This is a genomic window from Agrobacterium sp. CG674 (assembly GCF_053521645.1).
In genome coordinates, this window is sequence record NZ_JBNWDZ010000004.1 from 359,441 (window position 1) to 377,367 (window position 17,927).

The 17,927-nt window shown below is 56.3% G+C and carries 14 protein-coding genes and 1 pseudogene; 11 read left to right on the plus strand and 4 right to left on the minus strand.

The genetic code is table 11. The features are described 5' to 3' along the window. Positions 1 to 141 precede the first annotated feature (141 nt). The 6 genes from ACQZ51_RS14025 to ACQZ51_RS14050 all read left to right on the plus strand — a co-directional run bounded on the left by ACQZ51_RS14025 (position 142) and on the right by ACQZ51_RS14050 (position 6,929). A complete protein-coding gene (locus ACQZ51_RS14025; RefSeq protein WP_448778068.1) occupies positions 142 to 1,062 on the plus strand; it encodes an ArsR/SmtB family transcription factor in 921 nt (306 codons plus the stop codon). 115 nt (positions 1,063 to 1,177) lie between these two features. Then, on the plus strand, positions 1,178 to 2,686 hold the full coding sequence (gene arfA, locus ACQZ51_RS14030; protein ID WP_448778071.1) for an arabinosylfuranosidase ArfA: 1,509 nt from the start codon (positions 1,178 to 1,180) through the stop codon (positions 2,684 to 2,686). 27 nt (positions 2,687 to 2,713) lie between these two features. After that, positions 2,714 to 3,811, plus strand: coding sequence for an ABC transporter ATP-binding protein (locus tag ACQZ51_RS14035; protein ID WP_448778072.1), 1,098 nt, complete (start codon positions 2,714 to 2,716; stop codon positions 3,809 to 3,811). Between the two features lies 1 nt (position 3,812). Then, positions 3,813 to 4,694, plus strand: coding sequence for a carbohydrate ABC transporter permease (locus ACQZ51_RS14040; RefSeq protein ID WP_448778073.1), 882 nt, complete (start codon positions 3,813 to 3,815; stop codon positions 4,692 to 4,694). Further along, positions 4,691 to 5,542, plus strand: a complete 852-nt coding sequence (locus ACQZ51_RS14045; protein ID WP_448778075.1) for a carbohydrate ABC transporter permease — start codon at positions 4,691 to 4,693, stop codon at positions 5,540 to 5,542. Before ACQZ51_RS14040 ends, ACQZ51_RS14045 begins: the two co-directional genes overlap by 4 nt. Positions 5,543 to 5,618: 76 nt before the next feature. After that, positions 5,619 to 6,929, plus strand: coding sequence for an extracellular solute-binding protein (locus ACQZ51_RS14050; protein WP_448778077.1), 1,311 nt, complete (start codon positions 5,619 to 5,621; stop codon positions 6,927 to 6,929). Positions 6,930 to 7,099: 170 nt separating this feature from the next. On the opposite strand, the pseudogene ACQZ51_RS14055 reads toward ACQZ51_RS14050, so the two are convergent. From ACQZ51_RS14055 to ACQZ51_RS14070, 4 genes and pseudogenes are all read right to left on the minus strand, one after another. Continuing rightward, a pseudogene (locus ACQZ51_RS14055) lies at positions 7,100 to 7,687 on the minus strand (ZinT family metal-binding protein); the annotation flags it as partial. A 1,355-nt stretch (positions 7,688 to 9,042) separates the two neighbouring features. Continuing rightward, the gene (locus tag ACQZ51_RS14060) at positions 9,043 to 9,450 is read right to left on the minus strand and encodes a hypothetical protein (RefSeq protein ID WP_448778079.1); all 408 of its coding nucleotides are present in this window, start codon (positions 9,448 to 9,450) and stop codon (positions 9,043 to 9,045) included. A 442-nt stretch (positions 9,451 to 9,892) separates the two neighbouring features. Then, complete coding sequence (locus ACQZ51_RS14065; protein ID WP_448778081.1) at positions 9,893 to 10,912, minus strand: IS110 family RNA-guided transposase; 1,020 nt, start codon at positions 10,910 to 10,912, stop codon at positions 9,893 to 9,895. Between the two features lie 333 nt (positions 10,913 to 11,245). Continuing rightward, positions 11,246 to 11,578, minus strand: a complete 333-nt coding sequence (locus ACQZ51_RS14070) for a hypothetical protein (RefSeq protein ID WP_448778082.1) — start codon at positions 11,576 to 11,578, stop codon at positions 11,246 to 11,248. Between the two features lie 288 nt (positions 11,579 to 11,866). On the opposite strand from ACQZ51_RS14070, the gene ACQZ51_RS14075 reads away from it, so the two are divergent. The 5 genes from ACQZ51_RS14075 to ACQZ51_RS14095 all read left to right on the plus strand — a co-directional run bounded on the left by ACQZ51_RS14075 (position 11,867) and on the right by ACQZ51_RS14095 (position 17,923). Beyond that, entirely contained in the window at positions 11,867 to 12,631 is a 765-nt protein-coding gene (locus tag ACQZ51_RS14075; RefSeq protein ID WP_448778084.1) for a FadR/GntR family transcriptional regulator, read from the plus strand. Between the two features lie 118 nt (positions 12,632 to 12,749). Next, positions 12,750 to 14,213 (plus strand): ABC transporter substrate-binding protein, encoded by a 1,464-nt coding sequence (locus tag ACQZ51_RS14080; RefSeq protein WP_448778336.1) that lies wholly within the window; start codon positions 12,750 to 12,752, stop codon positions 14,211 to 14,213. A gap of 85 nt (positions 14,214 to 14,298) precedes the next feature. Beyond that, a complete protein-coding gene (locus tag ACQZ51_RS14085; protein ID WP_448778085.1) occupies positions 14,299 to 15,246 on the plus strand; it encodes an ABC transporter permease in 948 nt (315 codons plus the stop codon). After that, the gene (locus ACQZ51_RS14090) at positions 15,243 to 16,118 is read left to right on the plus strand and encodes an ABC transporter permease (RefSeq protein WP_448778086.1); all 876 of its coding nucleotides are present in this window, start codon (positions 15,243 to 15,245) and stop codon (positions 16,116 to 16,118) included. The genes ACQZ51_RS14085 and ACQZ51_RS14090 overlap by 4 nt, the downstream gene beginning before the upstream one ends. Before the next feature lie 20 nt (positions 16,119 to 16,138). After that, positions 16,139 to 17,923 (plus strand): gamma-glutamyltransferase family protein, encoded by a 1,785-nt coding sequence (locus ACQZ51_RS14095; protein WP_448778088.1) that lies wholly within the window; start codon positions 16,139 to 16,141, stop codon positions 17,921 to 17,923. Positions 17,924 to 17,927: the final 4 nt, after the last annotated feature.

The window sequence follows — 17,927 nt, forward strand, 5'->3', positions numbered from 1 at the left end:
CTCAAGATCGATGCTGCCCCGGCCTTGGGTCTAGACAGCTATGTAATTCTGGCCGGTTTGATAATCTCGATCCGTAGCGCGACTGCCACTTGTTTCAATCCATATTTTTGATACATATCCACTATCAAGAGAGGTGGATAATTGAGCAGCCGTTTTCTAATGATCACGCCGGATGACGGTGCCGAGGTTCTCAAATGCCTTGCCGCGCCCGCACGTCTCTCCATATTGAAGATCCTTCACGCGAATGGTTCTCTCAATGTCAACGAGATCGCCGAGCTGCTCGACCTGCCGCAATCGACCACCTCGACGCATATTAATCAGATGGAAGAGGCGGGACTGATCCGCACGGAGGTCCAGAAGGCACGCAAAGGTAGCCAGAAAATCTGTCACGCCGTGCATGATGAGATCGTTCTCAGCTTCTCCCGCCCCAGCGAGACTGTTGACGAGACCATCGAGGTCTCGATGCCGGTCGGCCTCTACAGCGGCTATGAGGTGTTTGCCCCCTGCGGCATGTGCTCGAATGAAGCGATTATTGGCTATCTCGACAATCCCGATACATTTCTATCGCCCGAGCGCATGAAGGCCGGGCTCGTGTGGTTCACGCGCGGCTTTGTCGACTACCAGTTTCCCAATAATGCCCGCATCAAGGGCGCGCCGGTCCGCGAGCTGGAGCTCTTGATGGAGCTATCTTCCGAGGTGCCCGGAACCTCCGCAAACTGGCCCTCCGACATCACCATATCGATTAATGGCCAGCCGATAGCCACATGGACCTCGCCTGGCGATTTCGGCGACCACAGGGGCAAATTCACGCCTGACTGGTGGAAACTGCGGGGAAGTCAGTACGGCGTTCTAAAGAGCTTCCGCGTTACAGAAGGCGGCACCTTCATCGACGGAGTCCGTGTCTCAGACACCAATCTTGATGACCTCGACCTCCTCCAGCACCGGTCTATCCGGCTGCGGATAGAGGTGCCCGATACGGCAGAACACCCCGGTGGCATCAACATCTTCGGTCGCGGCTTCGGCAATTACGACCAGGACATCGTCCTGCGCGTCAAGACCTGAAAAAAGACCCCTGTTCAAACAAATATTGCCGGATTGACGTCCTGATGATCCCGTGTATCATATCGTCAATTATGATATATATCCGCAATATGGATATAAAGGGAGGAAATTCACAATGCGGGCAGTTGGCACCGTTCACCGCGACTTCAAAATCAGCACGATTGACCCACGTCTTTACGGCTCTTTCGTCGAACATCTCGGCCGCGCGGTCTACACCGGCATCTATGAACCCGATCATCCCACCGCAGACGATAACGGCATGCGTCAGGATGTGATCGACCTCGTGCGCGAACTGGATGTTCCCGTCGTACGTTATCCCGGCGGCAACTTCGTTTCGGCTTATAATTGGGAAGATGGCATCGGCCCGCGCGAAGACCGGCCTGTCCGCCTTGATCTCGCATGGCATACGTCCGAGTCGAACCAGGTCGGTATCCATGAATTTGCCGATTGGGCAAAGGCCGCAAACACAGAAATGATGCTCGCCGTCAATCTTGGCTCGCGTGGTCTGGACGAGGCCCGCGCCTTTCTGGAATATGTCAACCATCCGGGCGGCAGCTATTGGTCGGACCTGCGCCGCAAGAATGGCCGTGAGGAGCCCTGGAACGTCAAACTCTGGTGCCTCGGCAACGAAATGGACGGCCCCTGGCAGATTGGCCAGAAGACGGCGGAGGAATATGGGCGTCAGGCTTTCGAGACCGCCAAGGCCATGCGCGCATTCGACAAGTCCATCGAGCTTGTGGTCTGCGGTTCTTCGACGCCGAAAATGCCGACCTATCCAGCCTGGGAATCCACGGTTCTCGACTACACCTATGAGAGCGTCGATTACATCAGCCTGCACATGTATTTCGAAAATCACGCAGGCGACACCGCAGCCTATCTCGCCCAGAATGCCCGGCTTGACGACTACATCGAGACGATCGCATCCGTCATCCGCGTGACCAAGTCGAAGAAGCGCTCCAAGAAGGACGTCTATATCAGCTTTGACGAGTGGAACGTCTGGTATCATTCCGCCGAAGCCGACCGGACGGTGCTCGAAGGCCGTGACGGCTGGCCCCATGCCCCTGCCCTGTTGGAAGACATCTATAATTTCGAAGACGCGCTGCAGGTCGGCTGCATCCTCAACACCTTTATCCGCCATGCCGATGTGGTCAAGATTGGCTGCCTGGCACAGCTCGTCAACGTCATCGCCCCGATCATGACCGTTCCCGGCGGTCCGGCCTGGCGCCAGACGACCTTCTATCCCTATCTCTTTGCTTCCCGATATGGCCGCGGCACGTCCTACCAGCTGTCGATCGACTGCCCTGTTTATTCGACTGACTTTGCCAAGGACGTACCCTATCTCGATGTCTCTGCCGTCGAGAGCGACGCGGACGGCGCGCTGACACTTTTCGTCGTCAACCGCCACCAGACCGATGCGATCAGCCTTGACCTCGCGCTCGAAGGCTTTGGCAACCGCAAGGTCATCCTGGATCAGGTCCTTTCAGGGCATGAGTTGAAGGCCGTAAACGAGCCGCAGGCGCAGATCATTGCGCCGCAGGATGGCAGCGGTATCACCGTGGAGGGTGGACGTCTCAAAGGCGAGATCGCGCCACTTAGCTACCGGGTTATCCGGCTCGGCCAGTAAACCGATAGACGACGGGGAGGAGAAACCATGTCGGCTTCGATTGAGATCGATAATGTCACCAAGCGTTACGGCGCGCTGACCGTTCTGGACGAGATTTCGCTCTCGATTGGCGCGGGCGAATTCGTTGTATTTCTGGGCCCCTCGGGCTGCGGAAAATCGACATTGCTGCGCATGATCGCGGGCCTAGAGGATGTCACCGAAGGTACGATCCGGGTCGCCGGAGAGCGGGTGGACACGCTTCCACCCGGCAAACGCGGGGTGGCGATGGTCTTCCAGTCCTATGCGCTTTATCCGCATATGACAGTCAGGCAGAACATGGCGTTCGGGCTTGAAAACATCGGCATGGCGAAGGACGAGATCGAACGCCGTGTCTTGTCCGCCGCAGACACGCTGGAGATCGGACATCTTCTGGATCGCAAGCCGCAGAAGCTTTCAGGCGGACAACGTCAGCGCGTCGCAATCGGCCGTGCCATCGTCAAGGAGCCCAAAGCTTTCCTCTTCGACGAACCACTTTCAAACCTGGATGCGGCCTTGCGCGGCAGAACGCGGCTGGAGCTTGCGCAGCTTCATGGTCGGCTGGGTTCGACAATGGTCTTCGTCACCCATGACCAAGTCGAGGCCATGACGCTCGCGGATCGGATCGTCATCATGAATGCGCGCAAGATCGAACAGATCGGCACTCCGATGGAGGTCTATCAGCGACCGGCAACGCGCTTCGTCGCCAGCTTCATAGGATCTCCGGCCATGAATTTCCTGCCCGTTTCGGGCTGGGAGCCAGGCTCGTCAGGCCTGATCGTCTCGACCGCAGCTCTTGGACAAGCGCAGACAGGCTTCACCGCCCCAAGCAACCTTAGCCCCGACGGTGCCGTTCTCGGAATCCGCGCGGAAGACGTCTCTGTCTGCCGTGATAGTGAGGCTGGCGTCCCGCTCAAGGCCGAAGTCATCGAGCGGCTCGGGGACCGGACGCTTATTTACGGCGTGCTCGGCGACGGTACCAAGCTCACCGTCGAAGCGGACGGTCGGTCTCTGGCCAAGGCGGGGGACATCGTCAACATCAAGGCAGACCCGCAGGCATTCCATCTCTTCGACGCGGACGGACATTCCCTGCAAAGGGAGGGCTGCTGACATGGCCGAGAGCTATCGCCGCAGCCAGTGGAGCCACGGGCTCTTCATCCTGCCTTATCTTCTCGTCTTTATAGCCTTGCTGGTTTTTCCGCTTTTCTGGGGCATCTGGCTCAGCCTGCACAAGGTAGACCTTTTCGGCCCCGGACGCTTCGTCGGCATCACCAATTACATGAGGGTTCTTGCCGATCCGATCTTTCGCCAAGCGCTATGGAACACTGTCATCTTCGTGCTGGTAAGCGTTCCCTCGCTGGTCGCACTCGGGCTTTTTCTCGCCTTGGCGCTTAACCGCACGACACGCACCACCAGCTTCTTCCGGGGTCTGTTCTTCTCGTCCTCTGTGCTGTCGGTCACCATCGTCACCTTGATCTGGCGCTTCGTGTTCATTCCTGGCGATGGCCTTCTGTCGGTTCTGTTCGAGCAATCCGGCATCGAGCAGATCAACTTTCTCTCGACCAAGGGCTGGTCCCTGTTTTCGGTCGGCGTTGCTACTGTCTGGTGGTGCATTGGCCTGCCCATGATGCTTTTTCTTGCAGCCCTCCAGCAGGTGCCACAAGACCTCTATGAGGCCGCCGCCCTCGATAACGCCAGTCCCCGGCGTGTGCTGACGAGGATCACCCTCCCGTCAATCGCGCGCACCATCATGCTGGTCACGATCATCCAGATCGTCATGCAGTTCCAGCTTTTCGGTCAGGCGCAGCAGATGACCAATGGCGGACCGAACGGCAGCTCGCGTCCGCTCGTCATGTATATCTATGAGGTCGGTTTCATTCGCTGGGATGTGGGCCGCGCCGCCGCCGCCTCGCAGGTCCTGTTCGTCATCATCCTTGTCGCGGCAATGGCCCAGTATTTCGTGTCGGCACGCAAGACGGAGGACGGCGCATGACTCGCAAAGACGACACGTACAAGCCCGATGTCCTGACTGCCAATCGCCCGCTTCTCTGGGGTGCTGCCTTCCTTTCGGTCATCATGATGGCGCCTGTCGCCTGGCTGGTCGGCCTGTCGATCAAGAACAATCAGGAACTGATGCTCGGCACGGACTCGGTCTTTCGAGCTCCCTATACCATCGCCAACTACCTGAATATCCTGCACTCATCGCAGGTGTTCGGATGGTTCTTCAACAGTTTCGTGGTTGCGACCGGCCAGACCCTGATGGTGCTCGTTCTCTCGTCACTTGCTGGCTATGGCTTTGCCCGACTGGAGTTTCCGTTCCGTCGCACGCTGTTCATCCTCGTGCTGTTCGGCCTTGCGGTGCCGGAACAGGCAGTCATCATCGCCCGTCACCAGATGTTCAACTGGGTGGGCCTGCACAACACCCATCTTGGATTAATGTTGCCCGGCCTATCCTCTGCTTTCGGCGTATTTCTGATGACGCAGTTCTTTCGCGCCATCCCGAAGGACATTGACGAAGCGGCCCTGCTCGACAACGCCTCCCAGTTTCGCATCTTCTGGAAGATCATGCTGCCACTGACGCTACCGGCTCAGGCGACGCTCGGCATCTTCACCTTCCTGCATGCCTGGAACGACTATTGGTGGCCACTAATTTCGGCGACGAAGAAGGAAATGTACACGCTGACAATCGGCATCGCCTCGTCGCAATCGAATTTTGCCCAGAGCGAAGGTCTCGGCTTCCTCGCCGCACAGGCGGTTTTTGCCAGCCTGCCGGCGCTCATCGTTTATCTGATCTTCCAGAAACACATTGTCACCGCCGTCTCAGGCGGCGCGGTGAAATAAAGCCTACCCGGCCGGGGAGGAGCTGGCCGGCTTCGTTGAACGGGGCGAAACGCCCGACAAAAGGGAGTGAGACATCATGAAACGCATTTTATGGACCACCGTCGCGATGATTGCGCTTGGGGTTGGCACCTCCGCGCAAGCGCAGACCAAGATCGAGTTGCAGCGCTTCTTCGGCGCCTGTGAAGCAGACTACGGCAAGGTCACCGACGTATCCGCCGCTGTCGGCGAATGCGGCATCGTCACCGCGCTCATCAACAAGTTCGAGGCCGACAATCCAGATATCGACGTCAACGTGACGACAGTCGAATGGCCGGGCTATGACCAGCTCAATGCACAGCTCGCCTCCGGCGCTGCCCCCGATGTGGTCTCCATGCATTACTCGGCCATTTCCGACTATCAGAGCCGCGGCCTCATAGAGCCTATCGATGAAGTCTTGGCGGCACAGGGCGTCACACCCGATAGCTTCACCGATGCCAGCCGCAACGGTGTCACAAAGGATGGTCAGCTCTATGGCCTGCCCTTCGACAACTGGACCATGCTGTTCCACGTCAATCTGAACCTTATGAAGCAAGCAGGGTTGGTCAACGCTGACGGCACACCGATCCTGCCGAAGTCGGCCAAGGAACTGATCTCCCAAGGCAAGCAGTTCAAGGAAAAGACCGGCAAGCCCTATCTCATCCAGATTATGGCCAACGAAACCGCGTCCTACACGCGCGTCCTCTACACCCTGCTGCAACAGCAGAACGCTGATTTCTTTGCAGATCCGACAGCCATCAAACTGAATACGCCTGAAGCCAAGGCCGCCGTCGAATTGATGAAGGCAACGAAGGACGAGGGCATTTCCACAACCGGCCTCGACTATGCCGCCGCCGTTTCCGCCTTCGCCAATGGTGATGGCGGCATCTCGGTCAACGGCACATGGCTGATCGGTGACTACGCAGCACAGTCAGAAAAGGATGGTACGGCACTTTCGAAGGGCTACACCGTCTATCCGGTCCCGCAGCTCTTCCCCGCGCAGGACAGCACCTATGCGGACGGCCACAGCTGGGTCATGCCAAAGAAGGATCGCTCGCCAGAACAGGTTGCTGCTGTCGGCAAACTCTTCAAGTTTCTGGCGGATAATGATTTCCAGTGGGCCCGTACCGGCCACCTCCCGGCGGTCAAGGCGGTCTTCGACATGCCGCAATTTAAGGCTCTGCCGCATCGCGATAACATCGCAAAGATCGCTCAGACCGGCCGCTCGCTACCGGCAGAAGTTCAACGCCAGTTCCCGATCCAGGATATTATCGGTGAAGAGGTCGGAGCAGCAGTCAATGGCGACAAGCCAGTCGATGAGGCGCTGTCTTCTGCTGAAACACGCATCAACGAGCTGCTGGGCGACCTCTGATCATCCCCCCCCAACTGGCCTTTGCCGCATGGCCCGCGCATTTCGTTGCGCGGGTCTTTTATGTGACTGATAATTGTTAGCCCGCTACAGACAGCACTTCGGTAACACTGCGATCCAAAGTGGCCGCATCCGGCCAGGGAAAGCCGGATGCCCTGCTCATGCTTGATCGATTAGTGAGCCTTCATTTCGCTGACGATCTGTTTGGCCTTCAATGAAGACGGGTAGTAGGTCGGCCAGTTGGTGATTTCCTTTAGCAGAGCTGCGCGGTCGTTACCCCAATAGAGATGGTAATGATCGGCCTTGTTCGGAGCGATTCCGTGATCGCTGAACTGGATGTATTGGGGAGCTGTCGCGTCACCGTCTGTCTTCTTGAAGATGAACCGTACGCCGCGATTGCCCTTCTTGTAGATCAGGATTTCCCTACCGTCATAGGCATAGGTCCCCTTTGACGGCTGGCCTTCCTTGAAGAAGGTAACGGCATCGCCGTCAATCGTGATGCGGTTCACGTCGGTCTTGTACCCGACTTCATACTCGGCGCGGATCTCTTCTGCGGTGGAAGTCCCTTTTTCAGCCTTATGCGTCCATACGGAATCAAGGCTGCCATCCTTTAGGTAAGGATAGACTGACTGCCAGTCGCCAGCGTAATCAGCCAGCGGGCGATCCTTGATCTGGCTGTCTTCGAAGTAGCCGGCATAGATTTTAGGATCGCCGTGGCTGTGGGCGTGCTCATGGACCTTGCCGCTGCCACCGGCAACCGCAATGTTGTAGGGCTTGCCATCAACCTTGATCGCGCCAACTTCCTTAAGTTCCATCTTGGAGATGCGACGCACCAACCCGGCATTGGGATCGGTCATGACGATATCATCGCCAGCCATGGCAATACGCGGGCGCGGGTCGTTCCAGTGCCCATCCATGGAATAGGGCTCCGTCACTTTGGCGCTCTTGGAAATCTTGCCGTCGAGAATGTCGATCTGATGCAGAGTGCCATCTTCCGTCAGCACATAGCCAAAGCGGGCATTGGTAGGATCCAGCGCAAAGTCGATACGGCGAAATGGCAATTCGATGTAACGGAAGTACGGCTCATCCACGGGGTCAACGACGACGAGACCCTTGGCGCCATAGTTACCGAGAAACACCTGCATGCTCTTGGCGCCCAGCAATGTACCTGTCGTCTCGCCGCTCGGCAGGTCGGCTGGATAGTTCAGCATCTTGGTCACTGGGCCATCAGCGCTCGCGGTCACCGTCAGAATGCCTTCCTTGCATCCCGCTGCGAGGTAAGCGCCTGAAAACGCTTCGCCGTGAATGCCTGTGCAGGTCGCAACATCGCCTATGGGCGTGCCGTCTTCCTTTACCGCACGCAAGCCGATACGCGTCGGAGCCGTATCGCCTTGCACAGGAGCATCGGAAGCAACAGTCGTTACCCAGCCATTTCCGACAGGCGCCGCAAAACCGTGATGAGCACGGGCCTGCTTCAGGCGTGTCGCTTCAATTTTGTTATCTGTAAGTTCGTGCGCATCGACGATCTCGTTATATCCACCCTTGTCGAAGTTGATGACGATCTTGCCGTCATGGTCGATGACATGAAACGGGCGCGGGCCGGTCAAGTTTTTTTCTACGACCGACGGATCATCAACCTGTATGTCTGAATGGTCACCGTGTGAGTGAAGGGAAATGCCGCTATTGATAAAGCTGACAGCATCATTGTCAGACTGAACTGCAATAACGCTGGCGCCCTCATTGACGCTGTAGAGCTTGTTCTGGCCGAGGGTATCGAATGTCCAGCGTTTCTCGGGCTTGCTCAGGTCGAACGTCGTGACCTTCGGATCGTTATGATCTCCGACGAACACGCGGTAAAGTGTTACGCTTTCTTCATCGTCCTGGGCAAACGCAGCAGACCCGAGCAGGGTTGCTGACAGTGCAAGCGCAGATACGCTTCTGATCAAATGTCTCATTCTCTTCTCCTATTAATGATATTACATAACGCTTGCGTTTTGAGTTTCTCGTCTGGTCGTACGGTTGTCTTAGCCGCAGCGCTTTTCTCCGATCACCGAAATGAGCGAAACAACGTCTGCAGATGTTTCGGATCTGGTTGCCCTCTGGGCGGCCAAAAAACTCACAATGCGGCGACCCGACAGCCCGGCCAAAGACCGAGCGACACGAAGTCATGCGCAAGAGCGGGGAATGACCCATCCAGCTTGAAGAGCTGCGGCAGATCAGCGAAACGGGTGCGTGGGGCTTTCGACCACATGCGGCCCGTGGGCCTCAATAAGCCACCAATACCCTTCATCGGCGTCGATTTAATAGGCCCGCTGCCGTCAACTACGGCCAGACGGTTTCTTTGGCGCAGGACACCATTTATGTGATGTACAGAAGGATGGCGATTGTAGCCCAAGGTCAAATTGGCAAAGGTAAGGCATGCTTCAGTCACAACGACGCTATAGCTCCGCTCGAAATGTAATGCTATAACGTTTAATGCGAGTGCAAAAAGTCCGCAACCCCTGTCGTTGAGATATTCAGCCAATTCTTATCAATCTGCTGGAACGGTAGCGGCGCCGTCGCGCCGATATTTGATCGACTTTTGAAACCCTTCACGGAAGGGAGAAGGCAAGATTTCGATGAAGGTGTATGCGTTTCCGAGAGCGCAGACTGCATTTTTCTGAAGCAGGTAGAGGATGCAACACCGATCGGTGAGGTGTGCCGCAAGGCGAATATGTCGTATGCGACGTTCTACATCTATGGACTGTTCCCCCGTTGCAAGCTTGATTTTGAAGCGGTTTGACTCTGGTCGATTGCAAACATCTATACGGCGTCATCATTTTCGAAGCGCCCAAATGGGGTATCCGCGCACATACGCCTCAACAATTGGGAGGCCTTGTCGGCCATTATAAAACACAGGTTCCGTATGTGCCGGTCCGACCGTTCATTCCATTTCAACTTTCAGCCTGCAATTCGCATGCCTGCCCTTAAGGATTGGCTCGGTATTCGCCGCCGTGGTGAAGCAAGGCCCAGATCACCCTTGCGTTCTTGTTGGCAACGGCAACCGCTGCTCGGTTGTAACCACGCCTCTCCCTAAGCTCGTTGACCCATTCGCTGGCAGGGTCGGATTTTCGTTGCGCTGTACGGACCACAGATCTCCCGCCGTGGACCAGAAGTGTTCGCAGATGTTGGCTGCCCCGCTTGCTGATGCCAAGCAGGATACGTCGATCGCCGCTGGACTGCTGCCTCGGCACAAGCCCCATCCAGGCAGCCAGATGCCGGCCATTCTTGAAGTCTCCACCATCACCGACAGCGGCGACAACTGCAGTCGCAGTTTTTGGGCCAACGCCGCGGATCTTGGCAATACGCTGGCAAACTTCGCTCTCGCGGAAGACTGCTTCAATCTGCCTATCGAAGTATTTGATCTTTTCGTTGAGCTGCAGAAGGAAGGCATGCAGCGTACCAATTATATCACGCGTGAGCTCGGTGATATCGATCCTTGGATTGGTAATAATCTCTGGAATCGTTCGCTGGGCAACCGAAGCTGACTTTGGAATTGCTACTCCGCGCTCCAGAAGCAAACCGCGCATCTGAGAGATCAGGGCGGTGCGATGATTAACCAGCCTCTGCCGAGCACGATGGAGGCCTTGGATATCCTGCTGGATAATCGATTTCTTCGGGACGAATCGCATATGCGGCTGTTGAACTGCAATGCAGATTGCCTGCGCGTCATTTCCATCATTCTTCTGGCCCTTCACGAACGGCTTCACATACTGCGGCGCAATGATCTTGACCGTATGTCCCTGGGACTCAAAATGCCGCTGCCAATGAAAGGCGCCTGTGCAAGCTTCGATCCCAATCAGGCAAGGAGGCATCGCCTCGGTTATTTGTAGTAGTTGATCGCGCATCACACGCCTCTTCAGTGCAACCTGACCATCGCAATCAACGCCATGAAGCTGGAACACATTCTTGGCGATATCAATTCCCAGAACCGCAACATTTGCCATGGCAACCTCCTTTGTTGGCGCGATCATTCTGACTGAGGGGTGGGGGAACAGTCCATCCCATTAATTGGCGTAAAAAAAGCGGACCTAGTGCCCTCGGAGATAAAGCGCCTGCGGCCGCTTGAGACGAAGGCTAAAGCGGATCGTAGCCTATCTTTCCTCTGGACGAGGCCATGCTTCAGGGTGTGTTGTCAAAAAAGATCTGAGGCCTTCCCGCAAGGGCAAACTCATCGAAACGATAGCGGCGGACGGGGAGGCCAATGGGCATCAAGTAGAACGTCTTTTTCCACTCATAAAGTGAGTAGGCCTGCAGAGCAGATACCACCGGCCATCTACTCAGAAATTAATTTCAAGCCCATCCTCACAGAAATCGAATTTGGCAGGCTCAGATTCACTGCCATCGGCGTAGCTTGCCTTGACCCACTGCTTGCAGCTTTCGCTGTTTGTGCTTTGGTCCCATTCCAAATTAGCAGTCTGACCAGGCTTGATACCGCCACCGATATCAAAGTAGCCCCATTCTTTTTTGTTCTCGGATACCAAAATCTTTGTGATGGCCGAATCGGTCGTATTGGTCGCTGTGAAAGAATACTCATCAGCTTTTGCGGAAGAGCTCATCACGGCAACACTGATCGACACTGCCAAAATATATACATTTGCTTTGAGATTCATCTTCAGGCCCTAAAATACGCACGAGTTATGTCAAGAGACACGTTGCATTACACGCGATTAAATTCCAAAAAATTCATTGCGCTATACGTAACTGTCGCAATCTTGGTTTTAGTTTGCGCAATACTTGTACAATAACGGCCGTTAATTCCAAGCCCTTGATGAGGTTTGAAAGTATTTTCCCATCGATACGTGCAATTGGTACAGTTTGCCTCATTTTCACTCATTTTTTTGCAACGCCGAAAAAAACGGCTTGACGAAACGTATGTGAGCGGCTTCATTGAACCAATTATGAATTGGTACGAACCATTGAACGAGAAACCAGGGAACATTGCTGTTGAAAATTCCAACTATGCGTTGGAGCGTTTGCGTGAACTGTTGCGGGTCACGACGCTGGTCGCTGACGGCAAGTTGCCGACCGAGCGCGCGCTTTCAGAGCGTTTTGGGGTCGGAAGGCGAGAAATCCGGCGGGCGCTGGAGGTTCTGGAAGCTGAAGGACTGATCTGGCGCAAGCAGGGCGCCGGCACATTCCTCGGCCAAAGACCCGATAGCTGGAGTGACCATGCTGCCAGTTTGGTCACTGGAACCAATTTCATGGAAATCATGGAAGTGCGCCTGAGGCTTGAGCCGCAATTGGCCCAACTGGCGGCGTTGCGCGCCAAGGACACCGATATCGAGCGCATGCGGGATCTGCGCGACAAGATCTATGAGCGCACGGATGCGGATTGGCGTGAGCTTTGGGATGGTTCGCTGCACCGGTTGATCGCACAGTCGGCTGGCAATCAACTTTTCCTCTCGCTATTCGATGTCATCAACCGTGTTCGTCAGGACCCGGTTTGGCAGTCGGTGCGCGAACGAGCGCGCAAGCAGCATAAAACGTTGCGTGAATCACGTGATCAGCACACCGAAATCATCGAGGCCATCGCTTCGCGGGACCCTGCTCGAGCAGGAGAAGCCATGCGCACGCACCTGCTGACACTTCAGGAGAGGTTGATCCGCCAGACATCGATGGAACTGAGTGATCAGGCCACACCCGTGGAGGAGACCAAGTTTTAAACTGCCCAAACGTCGAAAACAAAAGACCGGAAAACCGGCGTGTTGAAAAATCACCAGAGGAACAGAGATCATGAAACAACTGAAAAAACTTTCCGGACTCCTTTTTGTAAGCTCTCTTATGGCGACATCGGCACTATCAGCCGACTTGCGGATCGGCCTGATGGACGATGCCGATGTGCTCGATCCCGCACAGTCGCGCACATTCGTGGGCCGCATCGTCTATACCAGCCTTTGCGACAAGCTGGTCGATCTCGACAACAATCTCTCCATCATTCCGCAACTGGCCACCAAATGGGCGTGGGGTGATAATGGCGGCACGTTGACGATGGACTTGCGCGAAGGCGTGGTCTTCCACGATGGCACGCCATTTAATGCTGAAGCCGTCGTCTACAATATCGACCGCAACATGACGATGCCGGAATCGCGCCGCAAGAGTGAATTGGCATCCGTCGCCAAGGTCGAAGCCACCGGCGACTATCAGGTCAAGTTCACGCTGAAGAGCCCCGACGCCAGCCTTCTGGCGCAGCTTTCCGACCGTGCGGGCATGATGATTTCTCCGACTGCAGGCAAGGAACTGGGTGCAAAGTTCAGCACGAAACCCGTGTGCTCCGGTGCTTTCAGATTCGTAGAGCGCATCCAGCAGGACCGGATCGTTCTGGAGAAGTTCGCTGACTATTGGAACAAGGACAATATCTTTATCGACAAGGTCACGTTCCTACCAATTCCCGATACCACAGTTCGTCTCGCCAACCTGCAATCAGGCGATCTCGATCTTGCAGAGCGCATTTCCGCATCTGACGTCGCCTCCGTTAAGGCAGACAACAAACTGAACTACGGCGAGATCGTCGGACCCGGTTACATGGCGCTGTATGTGAATATCGGCAATGGCGCCAAAGCCGACAATCCGTTCGGCAAAGACAAGCGCCTGCGTCAGGCCTTCTCCCTCTCGATAGACCGCGAAGCGATAAACCAAGTGGTGTTCGAGGGCACGGCGATGGCCGGCAACCAGCCATGGCCACCATCCAGCCCATGGTACAACAAGGACATCCCCGTGCCGGCCCGTGACGTCGAAAAGGCCAAGGCGCTGATGAAGGAAGCCGGTTTCGACAAGTACGAAATCGAACTTCAGCACGCCAACAACACCACACAGACGCAGGCGATGCAGGTCATCCAGTCGATGGCTGCCGAAGCCGGGTTCGATGTGAAGCTGAAGGCCACCGAGTTCGCTACGTTGCTGTCGGAGCAAACTGCAGGCAATTATGTCTTGTCGCGCTCAGACTGGTCTGGCCGTTCCGATCCGGATGGCAACATCCACCAGTTCGTGACCTGCAAGGGCGGCATCAACGACACCAAGTATTGCAACCCAGAGGTCGACAAGCTGCTGAACGACGCCCGCGCCTCAACGGACAACGCCGTCCGCAAGGAAAAATACGATGCAGCGACCAAAATCCTCGATGAGGATTTGCCGCTGATCTATCTCGGTCATCAGGCCTATCTCTACGCCTCCTCCAAGAAAGTCACCGGTTTCACGCCATCCGGTGATGGCATGATCCGCCTGACCGGCGTCAAGAAGACCGACTGAGCCTGTCTTGCGTACTCGCGGGATGCGTCTTTCGGCGCATCCCGCAGCCCTACTCCAAAGCTTGCCCGTATAAGGATTTGCTTTCATGCATATCTACATCGCCAAGCGGCTGCTGGTAGCGATACCGACGCTGCTGATCATCTCCGTTTTTGTCTTTTCGTTGCAGAAGCTTCTCCCCGGCGACCCCATTCTCGCCATGGCCGGAGAAGAACGCGACCCCGTTGTTATTGAACTGTTGCGCGAAAAATACCGGATGAACGATCCTGTCGTGTATCAGTATTTCTATTGGCTAGGTTCCGTGGTGCAGGGAGATTTCGGCGTCTCGTTACGCACCAACCAGCCGGTTCTGGAGCTGGTGACTGAAAAGCTGCCTGTCACCATTCAGCTCGCACTGATGTCCATGTTTTTTGCCTTTGTCATAGGCGTACCGATGGGCATTCTTGCGGCCGTGAAGCAGAACACGTGGATTGATTATGTAGCCAACATCGTTGCTTTGTCAGGGCTTTCCATTCCTAATTTCTGGCTCGGCATCATGTTGATCCTCCTGGTTTCGGTTCAGCTTGGCTGGTTACCGGCCTCGGGTTACGAGTCCATTTTCGTTGATCCAGTGCGGTCACTGCAAACGATGATCATGCCGTCATTCGTTCTGGGCACGGGACTTGCTGCAACTCTCATGCGGCACACGCGCTCATCCATGCTGTCAGTCATGAAGTCCGATTATATCCGCACGGCTCGTGCCAAGGGATTGTCCACGCGTGAAGTGGTGCTCAGCCATTCGTTCCGCAACGCGCTTTTGCCCGTGATAACGCTAACGGCACTGCTGTTCGGCGAGCTTCTGGCAGGCGCCGTCCTCACGGAGCAGATTTTTACCATCCCCGGATTTGGCAAGCTGATCGTTGATGCAGTGTTCAACCGTGACTACGCGGTGGTGCAAGGCGTCGTGCTGTGCACAGCCGTTGGCTTCATCTTCATGAACCTGCTGGCGGATGTCGTGACCGTTCTTCTCAATCCACGCATGAGGGCCGCCATATGAGTGTGTCCGCACAGGCCGCCCCAGCCGCAAAGACGAACCCCCGCGAAAACCGGGCGTGGAAGAAAATGAAGCGCAATCGCAGTGCGATTGCCGGTCTCATCATCATTGCGTTTTTCACTTTGCTTGCAATCACTTCACCCCTCCTGCCGCTGGCAGATCCGCTTGCCACGAGTTGGGGTACCATCCGAAAAGCACCTTCGGCAGCGCACTGGCTCGGTACCGACGATATTGGCCGCGACGTTCTTTCCCGAATGATCTGGGGTGCTCAGGCCTCGTTGATGGCGGGTGTCATATCGGTCGCAATCGCCGTCCTGACGGGAGTTCCCTTCGGGCTCATCTCCGGTTATTTCGGTGGCTGGGTCGATCAGGTGATTTCGCGCATCACAGAAGCATTTCTCGCCATGCCATTTCTGATCATGGCAATTGCACTGGCCGCGTTCCTCGGGCCGAGCCTGATGAATGCGATGATCGCCATCGGCCTGTCTGCCATGCCGGTTTTCGTGCGGCTTACACGCTCGCAGGTGCTCGCCGTCAAGACGGAAGACTACATCGAGGGTGCACGCTCCATCGGGCTTGGCCACGGCGATATCATGTTGCGTTATATCCTGCCCAACATCGTGCCACCGATCATCGTGCAAGCGACCTTGACGGTCGCCACGGCCATCATCGCCGAGGCAAGCCTTTCCTTCCTCGGCCTTGGCCAACAGGCTCCGGCCCCAAGCTGGGGTTCCATGCTCAACGTTGCCAAGAACTTCCTGACCCAGGCACCCTGGATGGCAATGTGGCCGGGTGCTGCAATCTTCTGTGTCGTGATCGGCTTCAATCTGCTTGGCGATGGTCTGCGCGATGCGCTCGATCCACGCGAAAACTAAGAATTCCAAAGGATACTGCAATGACCACATTCACCACCCGTCCTGAAATTCTAGGTACGTTCGGCGCCGTCACATCGACGCACTGGATTGCCTCTGCTGTGGGCATGAGCATTCTGGAAAAAGGTGGTAATGCCTTCGACGCCGCCGTTGCCACCGGCTTCGTCTTGCAGGTTCTGGAGCCGCATCTGAATGGTCCAGGCGGCGATATGCCCGCCATCATCTATTCGAAAAAGAAAGACAAGGTCGAAGTCATCTGCGCGCAGGGCACGGCACCCGCAGCGGCCACCATCGAACATTATACCGCCGAAGGCATCGACCTCATCCCTGGCGATGGCCTGCTGGCGACCGTCATTCCCGGAGCCTTCGATGGCTGGATGCTGATGCTGCGCGATTACGGCACCATGACCGTTCGCGAAGTGCTGGAGCCGTCCATCTACTATCTCGAAAATGGTCATCCAATGCTGCCGCGCGTGGCAGCCACCATCAAGGGACTGGCCGATTTCTTTCAGAAGGAATGGCCTACCTCCTATGAGACGTGGTTGCCGGGCGGGTTTGCACCCGAGCCGTATTCCAGCTTCAAGAACCCGGTTCTCGCTGAGACGTGGAAGCGCATCATCTCGGCATCTGAAGCCAGGCCCGGTCGCGAGGCTGGCATAGACGCTGCACGTGACGCGTTCTATCGCGGTTTCGTCGCGGAGGCGATCAGCGACTATCTCAAGACTGCGGAAGTCATGGATGCCAGCGGCACCCGCCACAAGGGTGTGCTGACCGCCGAGGACATGGCCAACTGGACGGCGACCATCGAAGAGCCCACGACCTATGATTATCACGGCTGGACAATTGCCAAGACAGGCCCATGGGGGCAAGGCCCGGTGCTACTCCAGTCACTGGCAATCCTGAAGGGCATCGATATCGGCTCGATGGATCCCGCAGGCGCGGACTTCGTCCACACGGTCGTCGAAGCGATGAAGCTGTCCTATGCCGACCGCGAAGTTTATTACGGGGACCCGGACTTCGGACAAATCCCGACACAGACGCTGCTGTCGGACGAATATAACAACGAACGCCGCAAGCTGATCACCGACAAAGCTTCCATGGACCTGCGCCCCGGCCGCATTCCCGGTTTCGATACGCAACATGATCTCACCATGGGCATGCTCAATTCGATGGCTGGCATTGGCGCGGTCTACGAGCCGACCATGTCACACCTGACCGAAAAGCGCGGCGATACAGTGCATATCGATGTGATCGACCGTGACGGCAACATGGTGTCGGTCACGCCATCCGGTGGGTGGCTGCAGTCGTCGCCTATCATTCCCGGTCTTGGCTTCTGTCTCAATTCCCGCGCGCAGATGTTCTGGATGAAGCCGGGCCTGCCAACATCTCTGGCACCCGGCAAGCGTCCGCGTACGACGCTGACGCCATCACTGGCCCTGTTTGAGGGAAGGCCGACGCTCGCCTTCGGAACACCAGGCGGTGATCAACAGGACCAATGGCAACTCTCTTTCTTCCTGCGTTACGCCCACTTCGGCATGAATTTGCAGGAGGCAATCGACCTGCCGCTGTTCCATACCACCCACTTCCCAGGCTCGTTCTATCCGCGTACGCGCCAACCGGGCAATGTCATGATCGAGCGCAGCATAGGCGAGGCAGCACTTTCCGATCTCAAGACGCGTGGCCATGATATTTCCGCAGCCGACCCCTGGACCGTTGGTCGCCTGACCGCGGCGCGACGAGACGCCGACGGTTTGTTGAGGGCTGCCGCCACTCCACGTCTGATGCAAGCCTACGCAGTGGGACGGTAATCGC